Source organism: Caldalkalibacillus salinus (genome assembly GCF_016745835.1).
Lineage (GTDB): Bacteria > Bacillota > Bacilli > Caldalkalibacillales > JCM-10596 > Caldalkalibacillus_A > Caldalkalibacillus_A salinus.
This window is the reverse complement of the sequence record NZ_JAERVL010000017.1, coordinates 21,651-45,646: the sequence shown is the minus strand read 5'-3', so window position 1 is coordinate 45,646 and position 23,996 is coordinate 21,651. Positions and strand designations below refer to the sequence as shown.

The 23,996-nt window shown below is 45.6% G+C and carries 19 protein-coding genes; all 19 read left to right on the top strand.

The window, feature by feature from the left end; translation table 11 throughout:
- The first annotated feature begins 9 nt into the window (after nt 1–9).
- The 19 genes from JKM87_RS11250 to JKM87_RS11160 all read left to right on the top strand — a co-directional run bounded on the left by JKM87_RS11250 (nt 10) and on the right by JKM87_RS11160 (nt 23,976).
- Nucleotides 10–5,994 carry a non-ribosomal peptide synthetase gene (locus JKM87_RS11250; RefSeq protein WP_202080465.1) on the top strand — a complete coding sequence of 1,995 codons (5,985 nt, stop codon included), beginning with the start codon at nt 10–12 and terminating at the stop codon, nt 5,992–5,994.
- Nucleotides 5,994–7,364 (top strand): MFS transporter, encoded by a 1,371-nt coding sequence (locus JKM87_RS11245; RefSeq protein WP_202080464.1) that lies wholly within the window; start codon nt 5,994–5,996, stop codon nt 7,362–7,364. Before JKM87_RS11250 ends, JKM87_RS11245 begins: the two co-directional genes overlap by 1 nt.
- Entirely contained in the window at nt 7,361–8,104 is a 744-nt protein-coding gene (fabG, locus tag JKM87_RS11240; RefSeq protein ID WP_202080463.1) for a 3-oxoacyl-ACP reductase FabG, read from the top strand. Before JKM87_RS11245 ends, fabG begins: the two co-directional genes overlap by 4 nt.
- Nucleotides 8,105–8,355: 251 nt before the next feature.
- Complete coding sequence (locus tag JKM87_RS11235; protein WP_202080462.1) at nt 8,356–8,592, top strand: acyl carrier protein; 237 nt, start codon at nt 8,356–8,358, stop codon at nt 8,590–8,592.
- Nucleotides 8,593–8,594: 2 nt separating this feature from the next.
- Entirely contained in the window at nt 8,595–9,845 is a 1,251-nt protein-coding gene (locus JKM87_RS11230) for a beta-ketoacyl-[acyl-carrier-protein] synthase family protein (protein WP_202080461.1), read from the top strand.
- The gene (locus JKM87_RS11225; protein WP_202080460.1) at nt 9,842–10,924 is read left to right on the top strand and encodes a beta-ketoacyl synthase N-terminal-like domain-containing protein; all 1,083 of its coding nucleotides are present in this window, start codon (nt 9,842–9,844) and stop codon (nt 10,922–10,924) included. Before JKM87_RS11230 ends, JKM87_RS11225 begins: the two co-directional genes overlap by 4 nt.
- Nucleotides 10,925–11,356 (top strand): 3-hydroxyacyl-ACP dehydratase FabZ, encoded by a 432-nt coding sequence (fabZ, locus tag JKM87_RS11220; protein ID WP_202080459.1) that lies wholly within the window; start codon nt 10,925–10,927, stop codon nt 11,354–11,356.
- A 3-nt stretch (nt 11,357–11,359) separates the two neighbouring features.
- Nucleotides 11,360–12,100, top strand: a complete 741-nt coding sequence (locus tag JKM87_RS11215; protein ID WP_202080458.1) for a DUF4386 family protein — start codon at nt 11,360–11,362, stop codon at nt 12,098–12,100.
- Nucleotides 12,097–13,833, top strand: a complete 1,737-nt coding sequence (locus JKM87_RS11210; RefSeq protein ID WP_202080457.1) for a fatty acyl-AMP ligase — start codon at nt 12,097–12,099, stop codon at nt 13,831–13,833. Before JKM87_RS11215 ends, JKM87_RS11210 begins: the two co-directional genes overlap by 4 nt.
- 228 nt (nt 13,834–14,061) lie before the next feature.
- A complete protein-coding gene (locus JKM87_RS11205) occupies nt 14,062–15,576 on the top strand; it encodes a phytoene desaturase family protein (protein ID WP_202080456.1) in 1,515 nt (504 codons plus the stop codon).
- Entirely contained in the window at nt 15,573–18,716 is a 3,144-nt protein-coding gene (locus tag JKM87_RS11200; protein WP_202080455.1) for an efflux RND transporter permease subunit, read from the top strand. The genes JKM87_RS11205 and JKM87_RS11200 overlap by 4 nt, the downstream gene beginning before the upstream one ends.
- 94 nt (nt 18,717–18,810) lie before the next feature.
- Nucleotides 18,811–19,224 (top strand): RDD family protein, encoded by a 414-nt coding sequence (locus tag JKM87_RS11195; RefSeq protein ID WP_202080454.1) that lies wholly within the window; start codon nt 18,811–18,813, stop codon nt 19,222–19,224.
- Nucleotides 19,225–19,516: 292 nt separating this feature from the next.
- Nucleotides 19,517–19,825 (top strand): methylated-DNA--[protein]-cysteine S-methyltransferase, encoded by a 309-nt coding sequence (locus JKM87_RS11190; protein WP_202080531.1) that lies wholly within the window; start codon nt 19,517–19,519, stop codon nt 19,823–19,825.
- Between the two features lie 78 nt (nt 19,826–19,903).
- Nucleotides 19,904–20,635, top strand: coding sequence for a DUF899 family protein (locus JKM87_RS11185; protein WP_202080453.1), 732 nt, complete (start codon nt 19,904–19,906; stop codon nt 20,633–20,635).
- Nucleotides 20,636–20,877: 242 nt separating this feature from the next.
- Nucleotides 20,878–21,795 carry a VOC family protein gene (locus JKM87_RS11180; protein WP_202080452.1) on the top strand — a complete coding sequence of 306 codons (918 nt, stop codon included), beginning with the start codon at nt 20,878–20,880 and terminating at the stop codon, nt 21,793–21,795.
- Nucleotides 21,796–21,965: 170 nt separating this feature from the next.
- Complete coding sequence (locus JKM87_RS11175; RefSeq protein WP_202080451.1) at nt 21,966–22,424, top strand: hypothetical protein; 459 nt, start codon at nt 21,966–21,968, stop codon at nt 22,422–22,424.
- An 87-nt stretch (nt 22,425–22,511) separates the two neighbouring features.
- Nucleotides 22,512–23,006 carry an SRPBCC family protein gene (locus JKM87_RS11170; RefSeq protein ID WP_202080450.1) on the top strand — a complete coding sequence of 165 codons (495 nt, stop codon included), beginning with the start codon at nt 22,512–22,514 and terminating at the stop codon, nt 23,004–23,006.
- Between the two features lie 381 nt (nt 23,007–23,387).
- Nucleotides 23,388–23,552 carry a hypothetical protein gene (locus JKM87_RS11165; protein ID WP_202080449.1) on the top strand — a complete coding sequence of 55 codons (165 nt, stop codon included), beginning with the start codon at nt 23,388–23,390 and terminating at the stop codon, nt 23,550–23,552.
- A 67-nt stretch (nt 23,553–23,619) separates the two neighbouring features.
- Nucleotides 23,620–23,976, top strand: a complete 357-nt coding sequence (locus JKM87_RS11160; RefSeq protein WP_202080448.1) for a nuclear transport factor 2 family protein — start codon at nt 23,620–23,622, stop codon at nt 23,974–23,976.
- The last annotated feature ends 20 nt before the right edge of the window (nt 23,977–23,996 follow it).

The following is a 23,996-nucleotide window of genomic DNA, read 5'->3' as shown; positions in this document are numbered from 1 at the left end:
GTGACTGGAGTGGACAAACCTCATACACCATTAAACCAAAGTAAACAAGACATTCTCCAAGCGTTATTAAAAGGGAAGAAGAGAAGGCCTCAAAATAAGGAGGAAAAAGCATCCCAACACGGATTATTACAACAACCGATTCCTAAAAGACAACACGACACGCACGCCCCGATGTCATACGCTCAGAAGAGATTATGGTTTCTAGAACAGTTGATGCCCAATACGGCCGTTTATCATATGCCATCCGTAATGAAAATGGAGGGTGAGCTTCACGTCACGGCTCTGGAAAAAACCTTACAGCACATTGTTGAGCGACATGAGGTGTTAAGGACCACCTTCGACACCGATAAGGAAGGTCAGCCCATACAAATCATCCACCCGACAATAGAGGCGAAGCTCGGTCATGTTGAGTTGGATCTGCCTGATGATGACGACACGAAGCCACAAATGGAGAGGATCTTGCCCCATCTCGAAAGGTTGATTGACACCGAAGTGAAACAACCATTCGATCTCCAACGTGGTCCCCTTATTAGAGCCACTTTAGTGAAGGTACAAGCCAATCTCCACTATCTAGTGGTGGTCATGCATCATATTGTCTCGGATGGGTGGTCATTTGGTGTATTTGCTAAGGCATTCATGCGCTATTATCAGGCGTATGTATCTTCTCAAGAGGTTAAGGATGACTCAGCCCTTCCTATTCAATATGCAGACTTTGCAGAATGGCAGCAAGCTGCGTTTGAAAAGAAAGATTTTCAAGCGTCTTTATCTTACTGGAAAGACATTCTAACAGGAGATCTGCCCATCTTGCAGCTTCCGACCGATCACCCTTCACCTGCAGAACCGACATTTGAAGGGGCGCGATACACGTTTAAGATCGGTAAGGAGACACTGGCACAGCTCAAAAAACGGTCTCACGCAAACGGGTGTACGTTGTATATGATGTTACTCGCCGCCTATCAAGTGTTGTTACACCGTTATACGAGACAAACAGACCTGATCGTAGGGAGTCCTGTAGCCAATAGGCACCATAAAGACGTTGAGCAGCTGATCGGATTTTTCGTTAATACATTAGCTTTACGAGTCCAAATCGAGGAGCAAGACACATTCGCATCTTTACTGCAGAAAGTGAAGCGTGTCGCACTGGGCGCCTTTAACCATCAATCATTACCGTTTGAGGTTTTAGTGGAGGAGCTCCAACCCGATAGAGAAGCTAATCACAGTCCGATTTTTCAAACGATGTTCGTACTCCAAAATGCACCACAAGAGAAGCTGAATTTGCCTCAGCTTACACTAGAGTTTATGGATGTAAGCAACGGTGCGTCTAAGGTTGATCTGTTATTAACGACCATGGAAACAAACGGGGAACTGACAGCCGCCATTGAATATCGTACCGATTTATTTCGTTCTGAAACGATCAGTCAAATGGCACGCCATTGGGAAAACATTTTAACGGCCATCATTGACGACCCCACACAAGAGATCCATCGTTTGCCGATGTTAAGCCCGCAAGAAGTGCAATTGCTGTGTCCCTCACCCGAGGCTAATCAAGCTATAAGCCAAGACAAAACGAGTTTAATAGACTTATTTGAACAGGCGGCTAAGCGTGTTCCGCAAAACATCGCCTTGGTACAGGGGCATCGTGAAATGACGTATGAAGAGCTAGACCGAATAACGAATCAGTGGGCACGCTATCTTCAGAGACATGGGGTGCAGAAAGGCGATTTCGTTGGGCTCTGCCTCGATCGCTGTGACAACCTCATTATAGGCATGTTAAGTATTTTAAAGAGTGGTGCGGCCTACCTGCCACTAGATCCGCATTATCCTAAAGAACGTCTCGCTTATATGATGGCAGACGCTGGTATTTCCACCGTGTTAACGGATCGGACCCATATGGATACGATTCAACTTGATAAAGTCAATGCCATTTTACTAGACGAGGCGCAAGAGGATGTACGACAAGAAGCGTATACGTCCCTTGATATGAATATGACTGCCCACGACTTGGCCTACATCCTATACACATCCGGGTCTACAGGACAGCCAAAAGGTGTGTTAGTCGAACACGGAAACGTGGTTAGGTTAATGATAGAAACACAAAAAGACTATCATTTTACGGAACAAGATGTGTGGACCCTCTTTCACTCGTACGCCTTTGACTTTTCCGTTTGGGAGATATGGGGAGCCCTAGTATTTGGCGGCAAGCTGGTCATCGTGTCGTTTGAGGAGAGTCGATCCCCCGAAGCGTTTTTAGACCTCCTATTAGAGAAGCAGGTCACCGTGTTAAACCAAACACCTTCTGCCTTCAAACAACTTCTACAGGTGAGCGGGTTATATAGCCCAGTAACCTATGATCATTTGGCTTTACGATACGTCATATTTGGGGGAGAAGCACTTGAATTACACACGTTACGTCCGTGGTTTGACCAGTTCGGAGATGAACGCCCAACGCTCGTGAACATGTATGGCATTACAGAGACGACGGTGCATGTGACATATCGTCCAATTCATATAAGAGACGTTGTTGAGAACAAGGGGAGTGTGATTGGCCGACCGATAGCAGATTTATACGTGTATATTCTCGATGAACATCAGCAGCCTGTGCCAAATGGCGTACCGGGAGAGCTCTATGTTGGTGGAGGCGGGGTCACACGCGGGTATTGGCACAGACATGAACTCACCGCTGACCGTTTTATACAAAATCCGTTCACAGATACAAAAGACACGTTGTACCGAACGGGCGACTTGGTCAAACGTCTTCCAACTGGGGAGCTTGAGTATCTAGGAAGGATCGACAAACAAGTGAAGGTGCGTGGTTTTCGCATTGAGCTAGGAGAAATAGAAGCCGTGCTAAACAACATGTGTGAAGTAAAAGAAAGTGTGGTGACAACTTATACTTCAGAGCGTGATAAACGACTGGTCAGTTATCTCATCCTTGATGAATCGCAACACAACACTTACGCCACTGAAAGCGAATGGTCCACGCAGGAACAACAACTTGAAGCGTGGGCGCAAGTTTTTAACGATTATTACCAGCAGAATGACACACCCACTGACCCGACTTTTAATATTATTGGCTGGAACAGCACCTATACCCATGAACCTATACCGGCTGAAGAGATGAGAGGGTGGTTAGATTCCACCGTTGAACGCATACTAGCCCTTAACCCGAGCCATGTATTAGAGATTGGGATTGGAACGGGCATGATCCTGTACCGCGTTGCACCACACTGTCACGCGTATATCGGGACCGATATATCTCAACAGTCCATCGCATACACCAAGCAGCAACTGCCGCAACTCAACACGGATACAGAACATATTGCTCTGTTTCACCGACCCGCTCATGAATGTGGTCATGTCCAAAAGCACATGCAAGACGGGAAAGGGATCGACACCATCATCCTGAACTCCATCGTGCAATACTTTCCAAGTCGTGAATATTTGGATCAAGTATTAGAAAATGCGATCGGGATGTTAGAGGATGGCGGCACTATCTTTATAGGTGATGTCAGAAGCTACGAGTGGCTTGCTCATTTTTACATGTCCTTAGAGTTAGTCCAATCTGACCCAACGGACAAACCTGAAGACATGTATCGTCGGGTTCAAGCGCGGATGAAGCAGGAGACAGAGCTTGTCATCAATCAAGCGTACTTTAATGATTGGAAAAATAAATGCCCACAAGTGACTCATGTGACCTTTATACCAAAGGAAGGGGGGGCAGATAACGAACTGACCAAATTTCGATACGATGTCATTCTACATGTTTCCAGTGTAAAAGAAACAACGGAAGGGGCAGAAGAAGGAGGAGAAAAAGACCCAGCTTTTATTAAGGATCAAGTGAGCACCGCTGTGACAGATTTGAATGAGCGTCTAGGGAAAGTCCCGTGTTTAGCCGATATTGAATCCGCTCTATTGGCAGGAGAAGAGGCGATCCTCATCCGAGATATGATCAACACACGCGTCTTACAAGAAGCATGGGCACTGCAACACTGTAAGGATGTAGAGAGCGGGCACGCTAAGGCGTTAGACACTGTACAAGAGTTGAAGGACTGGCTTGACCTTACCCATGAAAAAGGGCAAGAAGATATTCCATTGGAACTGGAACACCTATTCCGTTTAGCGCAATCACATGATTATCAGCTTGATTTTAATATCAATGAGGAAGCACCTGATCGGTTTGATTGTCTTTTATACAGTAAGACATGTCCACGTACGAAGCTAGACCCTTACCGTCGCAATCAAGGGCAACCTCTCTCACAATTAACAGAGGATAGAGCCAATGACGGAACATCTCAATACGTAAGGCCCAGAACCACTGAACCACTAAAGGTCAGGTTTGCCCAGTATGTTAGTGCCAAAGCAAAAGAAGAACTAGAAGAAAGACTCCCTCAGTACATGGTACCCCATGATTTTGTCATCATCGATCACATACCGTTAACAACGAACGGCAAAGCGGACCTCAAAGCCTTGCCTATCCCTGTCACTGTAAGGCCACAAGGACAAAAAGATGATCTTGTGCCACAAACAGAGGTGCAGAGCCGGCTGCTTGAAATATGGCGCCGTGTCCTTGGAACAAGAGATGTTGGGCTGAAGGATCATTTCTTCCAGATAGGGGGACATTCACTACTGGCGACACAGTTGATCCATCGTGTGCGGGAGGATTTTGATGTCGACCTTCCTCTGCGTGCCCTATTTGAAAAACCGACCGTACAGGGGATGGCAGACGTGATTCAAGACATCTTAGACGGTCAGTCAACTGCCGATGAACGAAATAGGATTCAACTACAGCAACCGAACATAGAGCAGGATGTGACTCTCGCACCTGAAATTAAACCGAATCACAGTCATCCTATAGCGGACATGCACGAGTGTAATCAAGTCCTACTAACGGGGGCCACCGGGTTTTTTGGCGCTTTCCTATTAAGAGACTTACTATCGGAAACGGTGCATGATATCTACTGTTTGGTGAGAGCGAACAGCGAACGAGAGGGCTTAGATAGACTGATGGATAATCTGAGCTGCTACCGACTCCTAGATCAAGACATACACGCGCAACTTCAGGGCAGAGTGAAAGTCGTGCTTGGTGATTTAAGTCAGCCATCTCTAGGTTTAGAACCTGGTATGTATCGCACTTTAGCTCATGAACTGGATGCTATCATCCATAACGGCGCACACGTCAATTTCATTTATCCGTATGAATCGCTGAAAGCGCCCAATGTCGATGGCACCAAAGAGATCATTCGTCTCGCCTGTGACCACCACACCAAACCCATACACTTCGTCTCAACGCTATATGTTTTTCCTCCTACTTCTGATGAACAGGACGTCATACACGTTGAGGAAAACACACCTTTACCCTCACCACAGGGTTTAAGGATGGGCTATACGCAGACGAAGTGGGTTGCCGAAAACGTGCTTGCCATCGCGCAGGAAAGAGGGGTACCCGTCAATGTGTATCGCTTAGGTAGAATCTCTGGGCACAGCCGATCTGGCGCTTGTCAAACGCATGACTTTATTTGGTCCATGATAAAGGGATGCATCGACATTAAGCAATACCCAGATGCACATATAGATATTGAGATGACACCGGTAGACGATTTATCTCACGCTCTCATCACCCTTTTTAAAAGCGGCCCGTTAAACCGTCAGTATCATTTATTTAACACACAGCCTATCGATTTACAGTTTATGACGTCCGCTATTGCTGAAACCTTCGATGATCTTAACAAAGTGCCTTTCGATGAATGGGTGCACGCATTATCTACACAAGAGAATACAGCTCAGCCATTAGCGCAGTTGATTGCAGACGGTATCTTCCAAGGATCGAAAATCGTTTTCGACAACCGACACGTGCAAGAGCAGATAGCAGGGTTTGGGTCTGTTTCTATCACTCAAGAGATGATCCAATCCGTGATTCAATATTTTATCGATATCGGTTATCTTGCAGTTCCTCAATCAGTTCAAGCTTCGGCTGCTGTAGATAGGAGTGAATAATGGTTAAACAGATACAACAACACAACGGTTTTAAAATATTCCTTCTGGTTGTATTCAGTCAAACGATATCACTTGTGGGGTCAGGGCTAACGGATTTCGCCCTCGCATTCTACGTGTTAGAAGATGTATTCATGGGTGAATCTAGCTTACTTATATTTTCACTGATTTTCTTCTTTGTCTATTTTCCGGGGATGATCGTGGCGCCTTTTGCCGGCACCTTCATCGATCGCCATAGCAAGAAGACCATCCTCGTATTAAGTAACATGATCGCTGCGCTGGCCACACTATTTACCCTCATCATGGTCCTGACGGGGTATTTACAGGTCTGGCATATCTATCTCGCAGCGGGTATTAAATCTATTGCCGCTGCGTTCCAGATACCAGCCTTTCAAGCGTGTATCACCCTCCTCGTGGACAAAGCGGATTACGGTAAGGCGAATGGCTTTTCGCAGATGGGAGAATCTTTACATCGCGTGGTTTCACCCTTAATTGCGGGTACGCTGTTTTCTGTCATTTCAATACACGGCATTATGATGATCGACTTACTGTGTTTCATGATCGGAATAGGCACACTGTTTTTTATTCGCATACCGGGGCATGTAGAGAAAGAACAAGGGCAAGAGACGCTCTCTTTCTGGCAGCAAACCGTGGAAGGCTATCGCTTTTTCCAGAGTGACAAGGGATTAAAGAGTCTCTTAATCTTCTTTGTTATCAGTAACTTCTTGATCGGATTTGTCCATGTTTGGGTGCAGCCTCTCGTCTTTACGCTGGCCGAAATAAGTTCAACTGCAATAGATAAAGCGACGGCGTTAGGGACCGTGATGACCTCTGGTGGTGTGGGAATGATGGTAGGTAGTATCGCGATGGGGATTTGGGGAGGACCTAAGAACAAGGTCAAAGGGGTCCTGATATTCACCTTCCTAGGTGGCTTCATTATTACACTGGCAGCCCTGATCGATTCCCTGATCATTTTTACCATCGGTGCGTTTTTGTACTTTTTAACCATTCCTTTTATTCTGGGCTGTAACCTGGCCATATGGCAAAGGAGAGTACCCGCGGCATACCAGGGGCGCGTGTTTTCCCTTCGTAGGGCTTCTGTCCTTGGTGTCCTTCCTTTATCGTTCATCTTGGCTGGCCTGATAGGGGACTGGGTGGAACCGATGCTACACGCCTCGGGTGTTTTAGCGCCTTATCTAGGCCCTATTGTGGGCGTCGGTACGGGGCACAGTTATATCTTCTTATTTAGCACCATCGGATTGTTTAGCATGGGCTTATCCATTATCGGCTTATTCAGCCACACGCTCAAGACATTAGAAGCAGAAGAGTTAGCGGAAAACGATGTACAACAAGGAAAGGAAGTGTCCGTATGAGTCATGAACAAGCGCATATTTTAGTGACCGGAGGTTCGCGTGGAATAGGGCGAGGCATGGTCACACACCTCGTCCAAAAAGGCTACCAAGTGAGCTTTATATACAATCGCAGTCAAAAGGCGGCTGAAGAACTCATTCATACGTTCTCCGATTCATCTACCACATTGCACGCCTATCAGTGTGACATCCGAGACTATCAACAGGCCAAGGAGACCGTTCAACGTATCATAGAGGAGCAAGGCCCTATAGACGGTCTAGTGAATAACTCCGGTTTGGTCAAGGATCGCTCCCTGTTTATGATGGACGAGGAGCATTGGCGAACGGTGATAGATACAAACCTCACGGGGATGTACAACGTCACACGTTCTGTGATCACGCACTTCTTGAAAAAAAAGAAAGGGAATATTGTCAACATTTCTTCCGTTGCAGGCTTAGTCGGTACCCCAGGGCAGACAAATTACAGTGCTTCCAAGTCGGGTATCATCGGTTTTACGAAAAGCCTCGCAACCGAAGTGGCCAGATATGGGATTAATGTCAATGCTGTAGCGCCAGGCTATATCAATACGGAGATGGTTCAGAATATGCCCGAGCGTAAAAGGGATACTTTATTTGAGTCCATCCCGGTGGGCTATGTGGGAGAAGTAGAGGATGTCGCTCATCTTGTGCACTTCCTGCTATCTGAGCAATCGCGATATATCACGGGACAAGTGATCACGGTAGATGGCGGTCTCACGGCATGATGCTCGTCGTGACCAAGAAATAAAACCATCCCGTGTACGAGATAGATTTGTACAACAGGCGAACAAAGTTACTGAAAAAAACTTACAACAAACCATACAAAAAAGACTTACAAAAAACCTTACGAACAAGTCTTACCGTAGCAAAAATCTTTAAATGTTGACGTTTTGAACTTTGGTATTGAAGTTTGCACCACGATCAACTGACCAATATAGATTTTTAGAAATTAAGAATTCTAGGGGAGGGCATGAACATGGAGAAGAAAGCAATTTTGAGAGATATCGTAGCGGAGGTCATCGAGATCGACGACTTTGAGGATCATTCACGTTTTGGGGAGGACTACGGTGTCGACTCTATGATGGTGTTAGAGCTTGTCGCAAGTATTGAGAAAGAGTTTAAGATGACCATTCCGGAAGAGTATTATCCCAAGTTCCAGACGTTTGCCGATGTCGTGCAAATTGTTGAAGAACTTTCAACGGAGCGGGTTTAGTTATGGGGCATACACGAGTGGCTGTGACGGGTATGGGGGTCATCACCCCCATCGCTTGTCACGTTGAACCTTTTGCAGAAGGCATATTTCAAGGCAAAGTGGGAACAGGGCCCATTACGGGATTCGATACGTCACCTTATAGCGTGAAAAATGGAGGGGAAGTCAAAGGGTATAACCCAGAGCAAGCTTTCAAGCATCTACCTCCAGAACGATTTGATCGCACTACACAGTTTGCGGTAGGGGCGACGCGCATGGCCTTAGAGCATGCTAACATCGACGCAAATGAGCTGCCTGCTACACGTACGGGTGTCGCGATCGGAACCACCATGGGTAACCAACAAACGATAGAAAAACGTCATGATACACGATTGGCTCAAGGGGGAGATACGGCACACGTGACATATGATCAAAACTATCATTACTATCCTGCACAGACGATTACGGCTACCGTTGCAGCTGAGAACGACTTTAGAGGTCCGAATATGGTCATACCGACGGCCTGTGCGGCTGGTAATTATGCGATCGGCTATGCTTCAGATCAGATCAAACTGGGCAAGGCAGACTATATGCTTTGCGGGGGAGCTGACGCCTTATCACGGGCATGCTTTACCATGTTTGCCCGCCTAGGTGCCATTTCGCCTGACTGGTGTCGCCCTTTTGATCAACATCGTAAAGGGATGATGGTCGCCGAGGGTGCCGCTGTGTTACTCCTAGAGCGCTATGATCTTGCAGTGCAAAGAGGGGCCACCATCTATGCTGAAATCGCAGGATACGCCAATAGCTGTGATGCGCATCATATCACGTCTCCTCATCCTGAAGGATACGGGGCCGTGATCGCTATGAACAAAGCGTTAGAAAACAGTGGTTTGAACGCAACAGATATCGATTACATTAGCGCCCACGGCACAGGGACCAAAGCGAACGACACGACGGAGTTCAAAGGACTACAAAAAGTATTTCAACATCACGTGCATGAGATCCCTGTCAGCTCTATTAAATCACTGATGGGACACACCATGGGAGCGGCTGGGGCCATTGAGGCCGTGGCGTCAGTGTTAGCCATTCATGAATCTAAACTCCCGGTGAATCAAAATCTAGAAACCCTGGACCCTGAGATCAACCTTAACGTGGTCAATCGGCCTACCGATCGAGCTGTAGACTTTGTGCTTAGTAATTCGTTTGCTTTCGGAGGGAACATAAGCTCACTCATCTTAAAAAAACCGTGTGTTGGAAGTAAGGAGGAGGCATCATGAACGAAGTTGTGATCACTGGTGGCGCCATCCTATTAGACACATACCGCCACACGATGGACGAATGTTACCCCATCAAAAAAGTAGGAGACATCTCTTATGCTGATTTCATAGGTACGCGTGGACTGAAATACCTCACTGAGTCGACCAAGATGAGTTTAACCGCTTCCGTTATGGCTAAGGCACATGCCGAATTAGAGGAAGTTGAACCTGAGCGCGGGGGTGTCGTGCTAGCCACGAACATGGCTTCCATTTCATATGTCACCGATTTTGATATGACCTCTTTAGTGGAAGGGGTCAATGATGTCAGCCCGATGCAGGGACCTAATCTACTGCTGAACGCACCCGCTTCAAGACTAGGTATTTTCCATCGTTTTAGCGGTTTTAATACAACGGTGACCTCAGGCCGGGTAGGGGGGCATGATGCACTAGAGTACGCCTACCAAGCGATTGCTCGAGACGAGGTGGATGTGTGTATTGTCGCTGGCGTAGAAGAAAAATCAGAAGAATACCTCAATTGGCATATCCAAAGCGGACGTATCAAGCAACATGAAACGGATCTCATTAACCAAGGCGCAGCCGTTGTCATCTTAGAGTCTAAGACACACGCCTTGCAGAGAGGCGCGACCATCTACGGGACGTTATCAGGATTCGCTTCCTACTTTGATCCAAACGCCCTAAGAGAACAAACGGAGCAGGTATCTGTTAGTGGCTATCAGCATTTGATGGACACGTTATTTTCTCCTGTGCACGAGGTGGCTGCAACCCAGGATGTCTACTCATCAAACTCATCACAGCAAGCACATTCAAGCGACATCTCTACCATCAAGAGTGTGTGTATCGCAGATTCACAACTGCACCGTTCTGGTGAAGAAGAAAAGGCATTTATTCTGAATCATCTCGGCACGGGGCCTCTTGTGATCAATCACTTTGAAAGGTTTGGTGGAGAGCTTTATGGCGCCTGTGGGATATTACAGCTACTGACCGCATTACATCAAACGGAGGAAGGACATGGCCTAATTTTTAACTATGATTGGTTTGGTCATTACCGAAGTCTACTCTTCCATAAGGAGGGTGAGTAGATGGATTTTGAACAAGTGAGGGCTATATTACCCCAACAAAACCCCTTCATCATGGTGGACAAAGTGTTAGAGATACAGCCGAATGAAAGCATCACCTGTCTGAAGAATGTAACGGGAAATGAGACGGTGTTTCAGGGGCATTTCCCAGAGCGTGCCATTTTCCCGGGTGTCCTCATCACTGAGGCCCTGGCGCAATCTTCTATATTACTTTTTTACCAGCAGAAAAATGACCAAACCCTATACTTGTTATCTTCAACGAAAATGAGATTCAAACATCCGGTTGTACCTGGTGACCAACTTATTTTAAGAGTAAACGCGAAAAAAGTGAGTCGGATCGGCGCCATTGTCGAAGCAGAAGCGTGTGTACAAGAGAAGGTCGTGGCAAAGGGTGAATTAAGCTTTTCGACTCAAAATCATGCTGAGGAGGAATGACAATTGAAGCAAACACGACAAGACAAGGTGACAAAAACGGGGGGACTGTTCGCTATTTTGGTAGGTCTATCTTATCTCTTAGTTGGGTTAACCTTTGCCTTACAACCGAGTGTATTGATCACAGGTACGGTAGCGGAACATCTCCAAGCACTGCACCAAGACTCAACGATGCGCTCCTTATATTTTCTTTCTTGGGCTTTGACCGGTATATTTGCTATCGGTGCCGTCCCGATGATTTCAAACTGTTTCAAACAATACAATGAAGCCCTTATTAACTGGGTAAGTGGTTTAGCTCTGATCGGATTTGCTGTCACGATTGTAGCGAACCTGAGAGCGATGAATATTAAGCCTATGATGGCGGACGTGTATGTGAACGGTGACCCGCTGTTTCAAGACATTATCCCCACGGTCGACCCTTGGCTTCTATTAGATCCGTTTGGCTACCTCACCATGGGTGCCGTTGGTTTATGGTTACTGACACTTAACATTGTCAGTTTTAACGATAAGCAATTTTCAAAAGTGTTTAATGTTATAGGCTTACTCGGGGCCGTATGTTTATTTATCGGCTTGATTGGAGCAAACAACCCGATGCTAAGCGGGATCGCTTCAGGGCTTGGGGGCATGGTTTTTGGTCCCATTTGGTTTATATGGATGGGAATAATCATGATGAGAACGAGTGAAAAAAGTGTCCAAACGACGGGACACAAACCGAACCGTCAAGCGGAAGAGGTGAGCACAGGATGACAGGACAAGCCCTAAAACATCGTAGTATGGTGGACGTTCTACACGGGCAAGCCCAACGTACCCCAGACAAATTTGCCTACCGCTACCTCACTCATCATGACGTTTACCAATCTTTTACGTATGCCGAGCTGGATCTCAAAGCGAGAGCGATTGCCACTGCCCTTATAGAGAGCGGCGTGGAAAAAGAAGGGCGTGTCCTGCTGATCTTCCCACCGGGCATCGATTTCATCGCCGCCTTTTTCGGATGTATGTACGCGAATGTCATCGCTGTGCCTGCCGTTCCGCCTAATAAACATATCGGCCGCTTATACGCCATCGCTGAGGACTGTCAACCCAGCCTCGTATTATCCACGAGCAAAATCAAGCAAGTCATACACAAACGATTTGCCCAAGATCCTGTTGTGACAGACCTCAATTGGCTGGCCGTTGAAGATGTGCCAGACTCAGTCACCACATTTCGAGGCGTAAGTGTGCCACGGGAAGAGGACATTGCTTTTCTGCAATATACGTCAGGCTCAACTGGACGTCCCAAAGGCGTCATCGTGACACAGCGAAATCTGGTTCATAATTCTTATATGATCCAAGCAGTGAGTGGTCATCAGGACGAGGCGGTGATTGTAAACTGGTTGCCGTTGTATCACGACATGGGCATTATAGGGGGCATCTTGCAGCCTTTATATATCGGCGGTACCTGTATTGCCATGTCTCCTCTAGAGTTCCTACAGAACCCTTTCTCTTGGTTGAAGAACATCAGTGATTACAGAGGAACCTATAGCGGTGCACCTAACTTTGCCTTTGACTTATGTACACAAAAAGTGACAGATGAAGAGCGACAGACCCTTGATTTATCCTCTTGGGATATTGCTTTTAACAGTTCAGATGTCGTGAAGTTTGAAACCTTGGAAAGGTTCAAACAGAAATTTGCACCACAGGGCTTTAAATCATCTGCCTTTTGCCCTTCTTATGGCCTAGCAGAAGCTACGCTCATGGTGACATGCACACTACCAAAAGAAACGGTTCAAGTGGATGAGCATGTTCCTACTGAGCTTGATGATGAACAGGCCACATCGGCCACAGATAATCTGTCGGTTGAACATGACATCGCGCCTAAGAGAGCAAATAATGTCTCCTGTGGTCAACCCGGTGAGGGGATGCAGGTCCGAATCGTCAATCCACAGACACTCACCTCTTGTCATCCTGGAAGAGTCGGTGAAATATGGATAAAAGGCCCGTGTGTCGCTCGTGGATACTGGGGAAATCCATCAGCAACAGAGGAGCTTTTCCATGCTTATACAGTAGAAGGTGAAGGGCCTTACTTGCGGACAGGGGACCTTGGATACCTTAAGGATGGGGCGCTGTTTTTTAAAGGGCGGATAAAGGATGTTATTATCATCCGCGGGCGAAACCATTATCCACAAGACATAGAAGATACGACAGAGGACAGTCACTACGCTATCGTCAATCATGCAACCGCGGCGTTTTCAATTGAACACGATGGTGAGGAAAAACTCGTTGTAGCGGCAGAAGTTTACCGCCGTGTGGCTGATATGACATCCCCCAATGAGTTACAAACCCAGATTCGCTCACACATCGTGGATCATCACGACATCCAAACGCATGACATCGTGCTCTTAAAAGAGGGGACGCTACCTAAAACGTCCAGCGGTAAAGTGCAGAGGAGACAGACCAAGACATTGTATCTCACCAATCAGCTCCAGACCGCTTTTGATTAGGGGCAGATTGTACGTAGGCTATAATAGCCAGAAGCTTGTAGGTTCATATCCGTTTCGTAGTGTATACGTAGGTTGTTCATTCATAAAATGCGAGATATGCGTGATGGCGTGGTTGGGGTATGCGTTTTATTTACTTGTCGTAAATGGTTTTATTTCGTATAAGGTTCATTTTTAGTGTCGCATACGTGTTATGAACAATCAGGACACGATCTTGTAGGAGGTGTGTCATTGGATAAGTATGATGTTCTTATCATAGGGGCGGGGCTGGGTGGCTTAACTTGTGGGGCAAGATTAGCGCAATATGGGTATCGTGTCGCTGTTTTTGAACGGCATCATATCCCCGGTGGATATGCAACCAACTTTAGAAGAAAGGGACCCTACACATTCGACGTCTCTTTACACGGTTTAGGTGGTTTAGGAGAGCACCAAAGCTTTACACAGCTTCTTAAAAAATGTTGGGTTCATCAGGCGATTACCCCTATTAAAAAGGAGTATCCATATACAGTTTGGTGGCAGGGTGAGGTCATACATGTCCCTTCCGATCCTAAAGCTTACTTCAATCTGTTGATTGATATGTTTCCTCAGCAACGTACAGGCCTCATTCAACTTTTTCAGGATTTACAGAAATTCTACCATAAATTAAAGCAATCACAGCGTGCACAAACGTATGGGTTTAATGACAATGACAGGCTCACAACTTGGTCTAAACTCACGTTAGCAGAAATGCTCAATCTATACATCGACGATCCTCTATTTATTGCGTTTTTCAGTGCGAACTGGTCCTATTACGGTTTGCCGCCTCGTCGACTAGCAGCCTTATACTTCATCATTCCTTGGATTAGCTACCATTTCGAAGGGACTTACTATATTCGAGGAGGCGCTCAAGCTTTATCAGATTCTCTGGTTCATGTCATCCAGCAGCACGGGGGTCATGTCTATCTAAACCATGTTGTTCAGCAGATCCTCGCCAATACGCATGGGGCGTACGGTCTTTTGACAGAAAAAGGAGCCATGTTTCGCGGTCAGTGGGTGGTCTCCAATGCGAGTCCACCACGAACCATGTCACTACTATCAGATCTGAACCTTATCAGTGAGTCCTATCGTCGTAAACTGAGCGAAGCTGAAATCGGTCCTTCGATCACACAGCTCTACTTGGGTCTAAAACATAACCCTATCGACGTACATGAGGATTTATTCATGATAGATGAAACGGACTCCGAAATAAGTTTTGAATATCATCAGAAGGGTGATGCTTCGAAGGTCAATCTCGGCTTGACCAACTATCAAAAGGCAGACCCTTTACTCAACCACCAAGACAAACAAGTCTTATCTCTGTTTTATATCGATTATATACACAATTGGCCAAAAGAAAGGAGGGCCTACCTCGAGCGAAAGGAAGAGGTCATTGGCATACTCATGAACCGTTTAGCTGAGATCTATCCTGGTATCCAATCTTATGTTGATGTAATCGAGCTGGGAACCCCGCGTACCATGCAGCGCTATACAGATAATCCGCAAGGGGCGATATACGGGTACGCTCAAACCGTCTCACTGTCAGGTATCGCCCGCCTAAAACAGCGGACACCAGTGAAGGGCCTTTCATTTACGGGGGCTTGGACCCGACCGGGTGGAGGATATCAGGGTGTGGCCCAATCTGGGGTAATGGAGGCTGAAAGGATACATAAACAACTGCTAAAGCAGCCATTACAATCTCAACACGTAGAAGGAGGAATACCGCTTTGAAACTGCTTGAATTCATACTTCAGCGTAAGATCATCGTTGGCTTTCTCGCTGTTTTCATCTTAATCTTCGGACTTTTTGCAGCGCAAGATTTAAAAATCGAATTAATGCCAGATATGACCTTTGATGGTGCGTCCGTTCAGGTTCATGCGGGTGACGAGTCCGCAGTCAACGTTGAACAGTTCATCACAGCCCCACTAGAACAGAGCATATTAGCATTGAAAAATGTAGATAGTGTCACCTCTCAGTCATCGACCGGACTGGCCAACATAAGGGTGACGTTTTTAGAAGGAACTGGGGATGAGGCGTACCGGGAGCTAGAATCGGTTGTGCGCCGCTTACAACCACAGCTCCCCTTTGTACAGGAGATGCTCGTTCAACAATTTTCCATGGACTCCGCTTACTCCTTTTTCATCGACGTTGAAGGCAGCAGCATGGATGAGATGAGTCAGTTTGTACATGACGAGCTTAAACCACGATTGGAAAGCCTTAGGGAAGTCAGTGATGTTCGCGTTGTGGGTGACCAGACCGACGTGCTCCAAATCCAGTTGATCGAAGATAGACTAGCGGCGTACCAATTGACCCCACAACAAGTGATTCAGAGCGTGCAAAACGAGAACCAACTGAGGTCCCTAGGGCAAGTCAGTGTGAATGATAGTCCCATGAACCTGCGTTGGGACACGAGAAAGCAAAGCATTGATGAGTTCAAGGATATGAGAATACAAACAGGGTCAACCATCGTCACGCTTGAGGAGATTGCCGATGTGACCCAAACCGAATCTGAGTCTTCCACGCGCTTATGGAAAAACGGGGATGACACGTATATCTCCGTTCAAGTTGGCCGGTCAAGTGATGCCACTGATTTTCAACTCACCGAAGCGGTCCGAGGACTACTCGATGAGATGGAATCTGATGACCTCATGGGTCACTTAACAGTAGAAGAGCTGACTTCAAAGGGAGATTATATCGGTAAAACAGTTTACGATGTTCAAACGAAGGTTGCTGTCGGTGGTATACTGGCCATTCTTCTTATACTCCTTTTTCTGAGGAACTTCAGAGCCACACTGGTAATAGCAGTAGCCATACCGTCCTCGGTTTTATTGACGTTAGCGACAGTATGGGTCTTAGATTACAGTATCAACGTGCTGACAATTATCGGCCTAGGTCTGGGTATCGGAATGATGGTCGACACCGCTATCGTGATGCTTGAATCTATTTACCGCAAATTAGAGCAGGGACAGTCCAAGTTTAAAGCTGTGACCCAAGGGATCAAAGAGGTTTACACGGCTATTATCAGTGCTACACTCACCACCATTGTGGTCTTCCTACCCATCGGCATGCTGAGTGGTGAAGTGGGGGAGTTCACGTTTATCATGTCTATTGTGATTGTCATCGCTTTGTTGAGTTCAGTCTTTGTTTCTTTTACCCTAATCCCCGTCTTAGCCCAACAATGGATTAAAAAAGCAAACAACAATGATACAGCATCAAGCGCGACATCTTCAAGTGATGAGCAACTATCGAGTGACGATAAGCTAAAATCGAATGATGATAAACCAAGAAGAAGTAGGAGAGTGAAGAAGGAACAGTATCGTCTCTATACGACCCTCACGCGAGGTATTGTGAACAAGAAACGCTACCGTTGGTTAACGATATTTCTATTTGTCATGGTGTTTGTGGCTTCAATTTTCCTGATACCAAATATTCCGCAGGGATTAATGCCCGATGTCTATGACAGGCAAGCGGAACTTATATTATCTTTGGAGGAAATGTTATCACTAGAGGAACAAACCCAACTCGCTGATGATCTGCACCAAGCGTTTGACGCGCATTCAGAGATAGAGGACTACCTCGTTAATATTTTAGATCCCAAACGTGTCTATCTGTTTATTAATATGACACCTGAAGAGAATGCCACTCTTAGTCAAACGCAAGTCAAACAAGACATACACGATATTGTCGACAGCCTGAAAAATGACTACCCGATTCAAGCCGTTGCAGATGCTATTTTCGCAGGCGGGGGAGGAGCTCCCATACAAGTGATGGTGCAAGGACATGATTTGGACACACTACGGCAAATTGGAGATGACATCGCCACCGCTTTAGATGACTTAGACGGATTTTCCGGCGTCAATCATACGCTGTCCCAAACGAACGAAGAACTACTTATTAATATAGATGAAGAAGCGTTATCCGCCAGCCAACTCACAAGCGCGTTCTTACTACAACAACTGAACTTACATCTCGGACAAGAAACGATCGATGAGGTGACCTTAGAAGGCCGTACCCACCCCGTCGTACTTACGAGTGATCAGAAGATTGAGGAGGCTGAAGATGTCACGTCACTACTAGTCACGACCCAAGCGGGGGTACAGGATATGTCGGACTTTCTAGCCTTAGACGTTGTGCCCTCCCCGATAGAAATAAGCCGACACGATGGTATGAGGTCAGTTGTAATTTCAGCGGATGACACGAGCCAAGATCTAGGTCAAGCTCAACGGGATGTTCAGGATGTCATCGCATCGCTTGAGATACCTGAGAACTATACTGTCTCAACGCTAGGCCAGTTAGCAGATCAAGAAGAGACCTTTACTGAGATACTGTTTATTGTGATTGTGGCCTTGCTCCTCGTTTATTGTGTTATGGCCGTGCAGTTTAATCATTTGGCCCATCCTTTTATCGTGATGTCAATCGTGCCACTCACGTTTGTCGGTGCCTTGTTCGGATTGTTTGTGACACAAAAGGAATTAAACGCGATGTCTGCTGTCGGCGTGGTTATTTTAATCGGCATCGTCTTAAATAATGCCATCTTACTTATTGACCGAACAAAACAACTGAAGTTACAAGGGCTCAAGAGTGAAGAAGCACTAGTTGAAGCGGGACGAGATCGCTTACGCCCCATTATGATGACGGCATTAACGACCGCCGCTGGGATGTTACCGATGGCGATTTCAACGGGCGGCGCTAGTCACTTCCAATCGCCATTAGCCGTTGTCATGATCTTTGGTCTGTTGGTCAGTACGCTTATCACACTATTGCTTATACCAGCTATCTATATGGTGTATGAAGACATCCTTAAAAGGGTTCAGTCTATGTTCAGGCGTCGGTCAGCAACGGATAGCCATCCGGTGAAACAACAAATTTAATTTGAATGCTCAAATTCTTGTCACATTAAGCTCATTCCTCTATACTCTTATGTGGGTACAAAACCCGTAAAAGCAAGGAGAGGAGTATAGATTGATGGAAAACATAAACTATCCCGGAGGTTTTTGGAGAAGGCTTGCCGCCCAAATACTAGATGCCATTATCGTATCACTGCCTATTGCTATGCTAGCCGGACTTATAATGACAAATGAACAGGTGGCAGAAGCACTCTCTAATATTATGTATCTCATTTACACGATTGTGATACCGCTCGTATGGTACGGGTATACCGTAGGCAAGAGAATTCTTGGTGTACGCATTGTCAGGAAAGACGGAAGCCCCGTCAGTATTGGCACCATGTTACTGAGAGTCTTGGTCGGTCATATCGTGTATGTAGTGACCCTAGGTATTGCCTTAGTCATTAGCGCCTTTATGGTGGGACTAAGAGAAGATAAACGGGCCATCCACGATATGATCGCCGGTACGTATGTCACAACCTTAGAACCATAAGACAGAAAGGCAGAGATCGACTTCTACAGCGGAAGACACCTATATGACGAACTTGAAACATCTCTTGAGTTATGAATGATGTCAATCGTATCCATGATTATCGTGTATTAATCATTAACGTCTGTGTACAGCTCAGTGAATACGAGATAAAATAAACCCAAGCGCTGATCGTCGCAATCGTCGCTTGGGTTTTCTCTATTTGTTTTACATATTTCTTCAATAACATTACATTTCGTACAGAAGAATGAACCAAGCAATGAACCAAGCACACTTAGCGAGAGGAGCTTTAGCCGTGCAACCTTTTACAGTGGCCGTCATTGATATTATTAAACACATTCCCAAAGGTCATACCATGACCTATGGTCAAGTTGCCAGGCTAGCGGGTCATCCGCGTGCAGCAAGACAAGTGGCAAGAATCCTTCATTCATCAAGTGCGAAGTACCTCTTACCGTGGCACCGTGTCATTAATGCCAAGGGTGAAATCGCTCTAAACGATCCAGATAAGGTTGAACGACAGAAAAGTTTACTAGAAGCCGAAGGTGTTGTCATCGTTGGCAAGCGGGTGGTGACGGGTAATAATAGTACAGTAAAGGATTTTTAAGCAATCGAGAAGAATTCCTCTGTATTTATACGTGATAAAATTTGGGAGTGTAAGCAGTAGCGAAGGGAGATAATTAAAATGAATCAAAATTACAACACTTCTACGTTGCCTAAAGTGGTCGACCGGTCCACCTGGCAGGCCAAACTGGATGAGTTACGGATTCGAGAGAAGGCGCATACTCGCGAAGGTGATGCAATTGCGGCAGCCCGTCGGCGGCTGCCGATGGTTGAGGTGGACTCGACCATTCCGCTGATCGGCCCAGATGGTCCAGTCACGCTGCTGGAGACGTTCGAGGGCCGTCACCAGCTAGTCGTCTACTATCACATGTGGCACACCGGCAAGCCCGCCGCAGAGCAGTGCGAGGGCTGTACCTTCTCCACGACTCACATCAACGAGCTGTCCTACCTACACTCACGGGACGTGAGCTATGCGACTTTTTGTCAGGGACCGTATAAAGAAAGCTCGCAGTATCGCGACTTCATGGGCTGGACGGTTCCCTGGTACTCGGTACCCCAAGACTCCGTGGACCGGTTGATCGTAGGGCGACACTTCGGCATCTTGGTTAGTTATATCCGGGACGGTGACAAGGTCTACGAGACCTACTGGACTACTGGTCGCGGCAACGAACTGATGTCACCGTCTTACGGATTGCTGGACCTGACTGTCTACGGCAGGCAGGAGTTCTGGGAAGATTCGCCCGAGGGCTGGCCGCAGCGTTGGGGCTCCAAAGGTGGTCAGTTTCAGCTAGACGGTCGCCCGACAGCCCAGTGGTCCCGCCTTGCAGCCGGACGCTCCGACGATCTCGGGTAACGAGGAACTTATAGTCTAATATAAACGATCCATACATATTTACAAGAGTAAAGAAAAGTTGTTCAAACAGCTTTTCTTTACTTTTAATGGGCTATTTTCCATCTATAAGAGAGTAAATGCAGAGGAAGATGACGAATCATCGACTGACAGAGAAAAAGAGAGTAGCAACTTTCAGCAATCTATAAGAAATCGCAATACATTCAAAATGATAAGATAAACAAAATAGGTTAGGAGGAATAACGATGCAGAATACAAATCAAAACATTGTTCCGCATTTATGGTTTGACAAAGAGGCAAATGAAGCAGCAAAATTCTATGCTTCTATTTTCCCGGACTCAAAAATTACAAATGAAACAACAATCCACGACACACCTTCAGGAGACTGCGATGTAGTTTCTTTTGAGTTGAGGGGGCAAAAGTTCATGGCCATCAATGCAGGGCCTTTATTTACTTTCAATCCGTCGACGTCTTTTATCGTTAACTTTGATCCGTCGCGAGAAGAAAACGCAAGCCAACATTTAAGTGAGGTTTGGACCAAATTGTCCGAGGGTGGTACTGTGCTAATGCCACTAGACAAGTACCCGTTTAGTGAGAAATATGGTTGGATTCAAGATAAGTATGGTTTGTCATGGCAGTTAATCCTCTCCGATCCAGAGGGTGAAGAGCGACCTCCGATTGTCCCCTCGCTCATGTTTGTCGGTGATCGATGTGGCCAAGCCGAAGAAGCCGTTCATTTTTATTTGTCCGTGTTTAAGCATTCAAAACAGGGTCTCAAAGTTCACTACCCTCAAGGCATGGAACCTGACAAGGAAGGAACCATTATGTTTTCTGACTTCATGCTAGAGAATCAATGGTTTGCCGCAATGGACAGCGCGAGAGATCATAAATTCGGTTTTAACGAGGCCATTTCATTTATGGTATACTGCGACTCACAAGAAGAGATTGATGACTATTGGCATAAGCTATCTGTTGTTCCTGAGTCTGAGCAATGCGGCTGGCTCAAAGATCAGTATGGCGTGTCTTGGCAGATTGTACCGAGAAAAATGGAAGAGATAATGAGTAGCAATAGCACACCCGAACAAATTGCGCGTGTGACCCAAGCAACATTTAAAATGAAGAAACTTGACCTTGCGGAGTTACAAAGAGCATACGAGGGATAACGAAAACTCAGCCCTCTCTTTGATAAAAGCGATTTTAACATCAATAGTGTTACCTTGTTAAACAGGCAAGGGATTGACGTCTATAGCAAACCTGAAAGACACCAATAGAGTCAAGACTCACGATGCTAGATAGGTTTTAAAACGATTGAAAAGGATGGGTGGGGTTATCAATGGAACAATCTATGCGTGACGGAGCTATGAAACGACTAGATACTTTTGAAGGAGAATGGAAATTGGAATTGATCCACCCGCATTACCAATCCATTTATGGACAAACGTCATTTGCCTGGATGGATGGCGGTCAATTCATGATTCAACGTACGAATGTGGATCGCCCAGAATTTCCAAGTAGTATGCTCGTTTATGACTATGACTTAAACGATGGTACTTATTTACAGCATTATTTCGGCTCTCGGGGTGTAGCTCGTCTATACAACATGTCTCTTGAAGATGGGATCTGGAAAATGTGGAGAAATTCATCAGATTTTTCATCGTTAGATTTCTCTCAACGTTTTTTTGGTGAAATCAAGGAGTCTGGTAATACCATTCATAGTACATGGGAGAAATCATACGATGGTGTAAACTGGGAGCACGACTTTAGCATCATATATAGAAATATACATAGATAAGCTCTCCAAAACATATAAAATCAAAAATACTTCGATGTAGAAACAACAACAAAAATAATGATGTACTAAAATTATTGGAGGAATCACATGTTAGCTCGAGTTGAAATAACCCATACTTTCAATGCTTCACGTGAACAAGTATTTAAAGCATTCACCGAAGCAGAACATTTACAAAACTGGTGGGGGCCAAAAGGTTGGGCGTTTCATGTTTCTCAATCAGATTTCCGCCCAGGCGGTGTCTTTCATTACAGCCAGCAACCTGCTGATGGTGATGTCATGTGGGTCAAATTTGTATACAATGAAATGGTCGCTCCAGAGAAGATCGTTTACACCAATTTCTTTTCTGATGAGGAAGGTCAGATTGTACGTGCCCCTTTTGACGAAAGTTGGCCTTTGGAGACCCTGAATACATTGATGTTTACCGAGGACGAGGGTCAAACAACCCTTACAGCGATTATAACGCCAGCATCAGCAACCGAAGAGGAACTTAAAACCTTTGGAGCATCACAAGATATGGTTCATGCAGGATTTTCAGGCACCTTCAATCAACTAGAAGATTATTTGTCAAAAGAATCAAAATAATCGGGAACATGTAGTGAAAACCATCGCCTCACTTAGCGGTGGTTTTCTTTTTTGAGGTGCAGAAAAAATTCACTGCATGAGTTGAAACTGGCTAAGAGTTGTTATATGGTCATAACATCCAGCTACTTTGCCCTATTCGGCATCACTTGTATTTGTTACTTAATCTGCTTTATGATATGACTATTAGACAGTAGAAGAATAAATGAGAACCATCATTTTGTGACAAGAGGTTGTTTCCCATGGCACACTCCGAATTAGGGGACGTCGAAAAAATATAACACGAGCGTTAGAGTATGAGTGATCTCAATGTAGGTCTACATGACATGTTCTTTGACTTTGGGACTTATCTTCAATTATGACTAGGAAAAGGTGGCATTCTAAATGAGCGATGTTTTTATTTTGTATATGGTCATCATCTTGGCTGTAATGGTTTACGGAATCTATTTGATAAATGACAAGGTGAAGGTCATTAGATTTAGACTTGAGCAACAAATTGAACAAAATGAGAAAATCATTAAATTGTTGTCACGGAACACGGATGAATAATAGAAAAGTATAACGATCATGTTGCGGTTGATAAGGGTATAGTCTAACAAAGGAAGTGATGTGACGCATGGCACTTTCATCGTTACGAGCGTATATATTTGAACTTGAAAAGCGCTTAATGAAGTATGACCCTAAAGATCTAGACACGTTGCTCGCCGAGGACTTTTATGAGATCGGTTCGTCAGGTCAAGTGTATCGTAAACATGATCAACTAGTAGCCGCACACAAGGAAACCACCCTTAAGATAGCATATACTGTATCAGATTTTGATATGAAGCTATTGGCACCAGATATAGCACTAGTAACCTATCAGACTACGAGACACCACGATATGAAAATCTCGTTAAGAAGTTCTATATGGCAACTAAAGCATAATCAGTGGCAAATGACCTTTCATCAGGGAACACCTACGAACAATACATAAACGTGTATGAAATAGAGGAT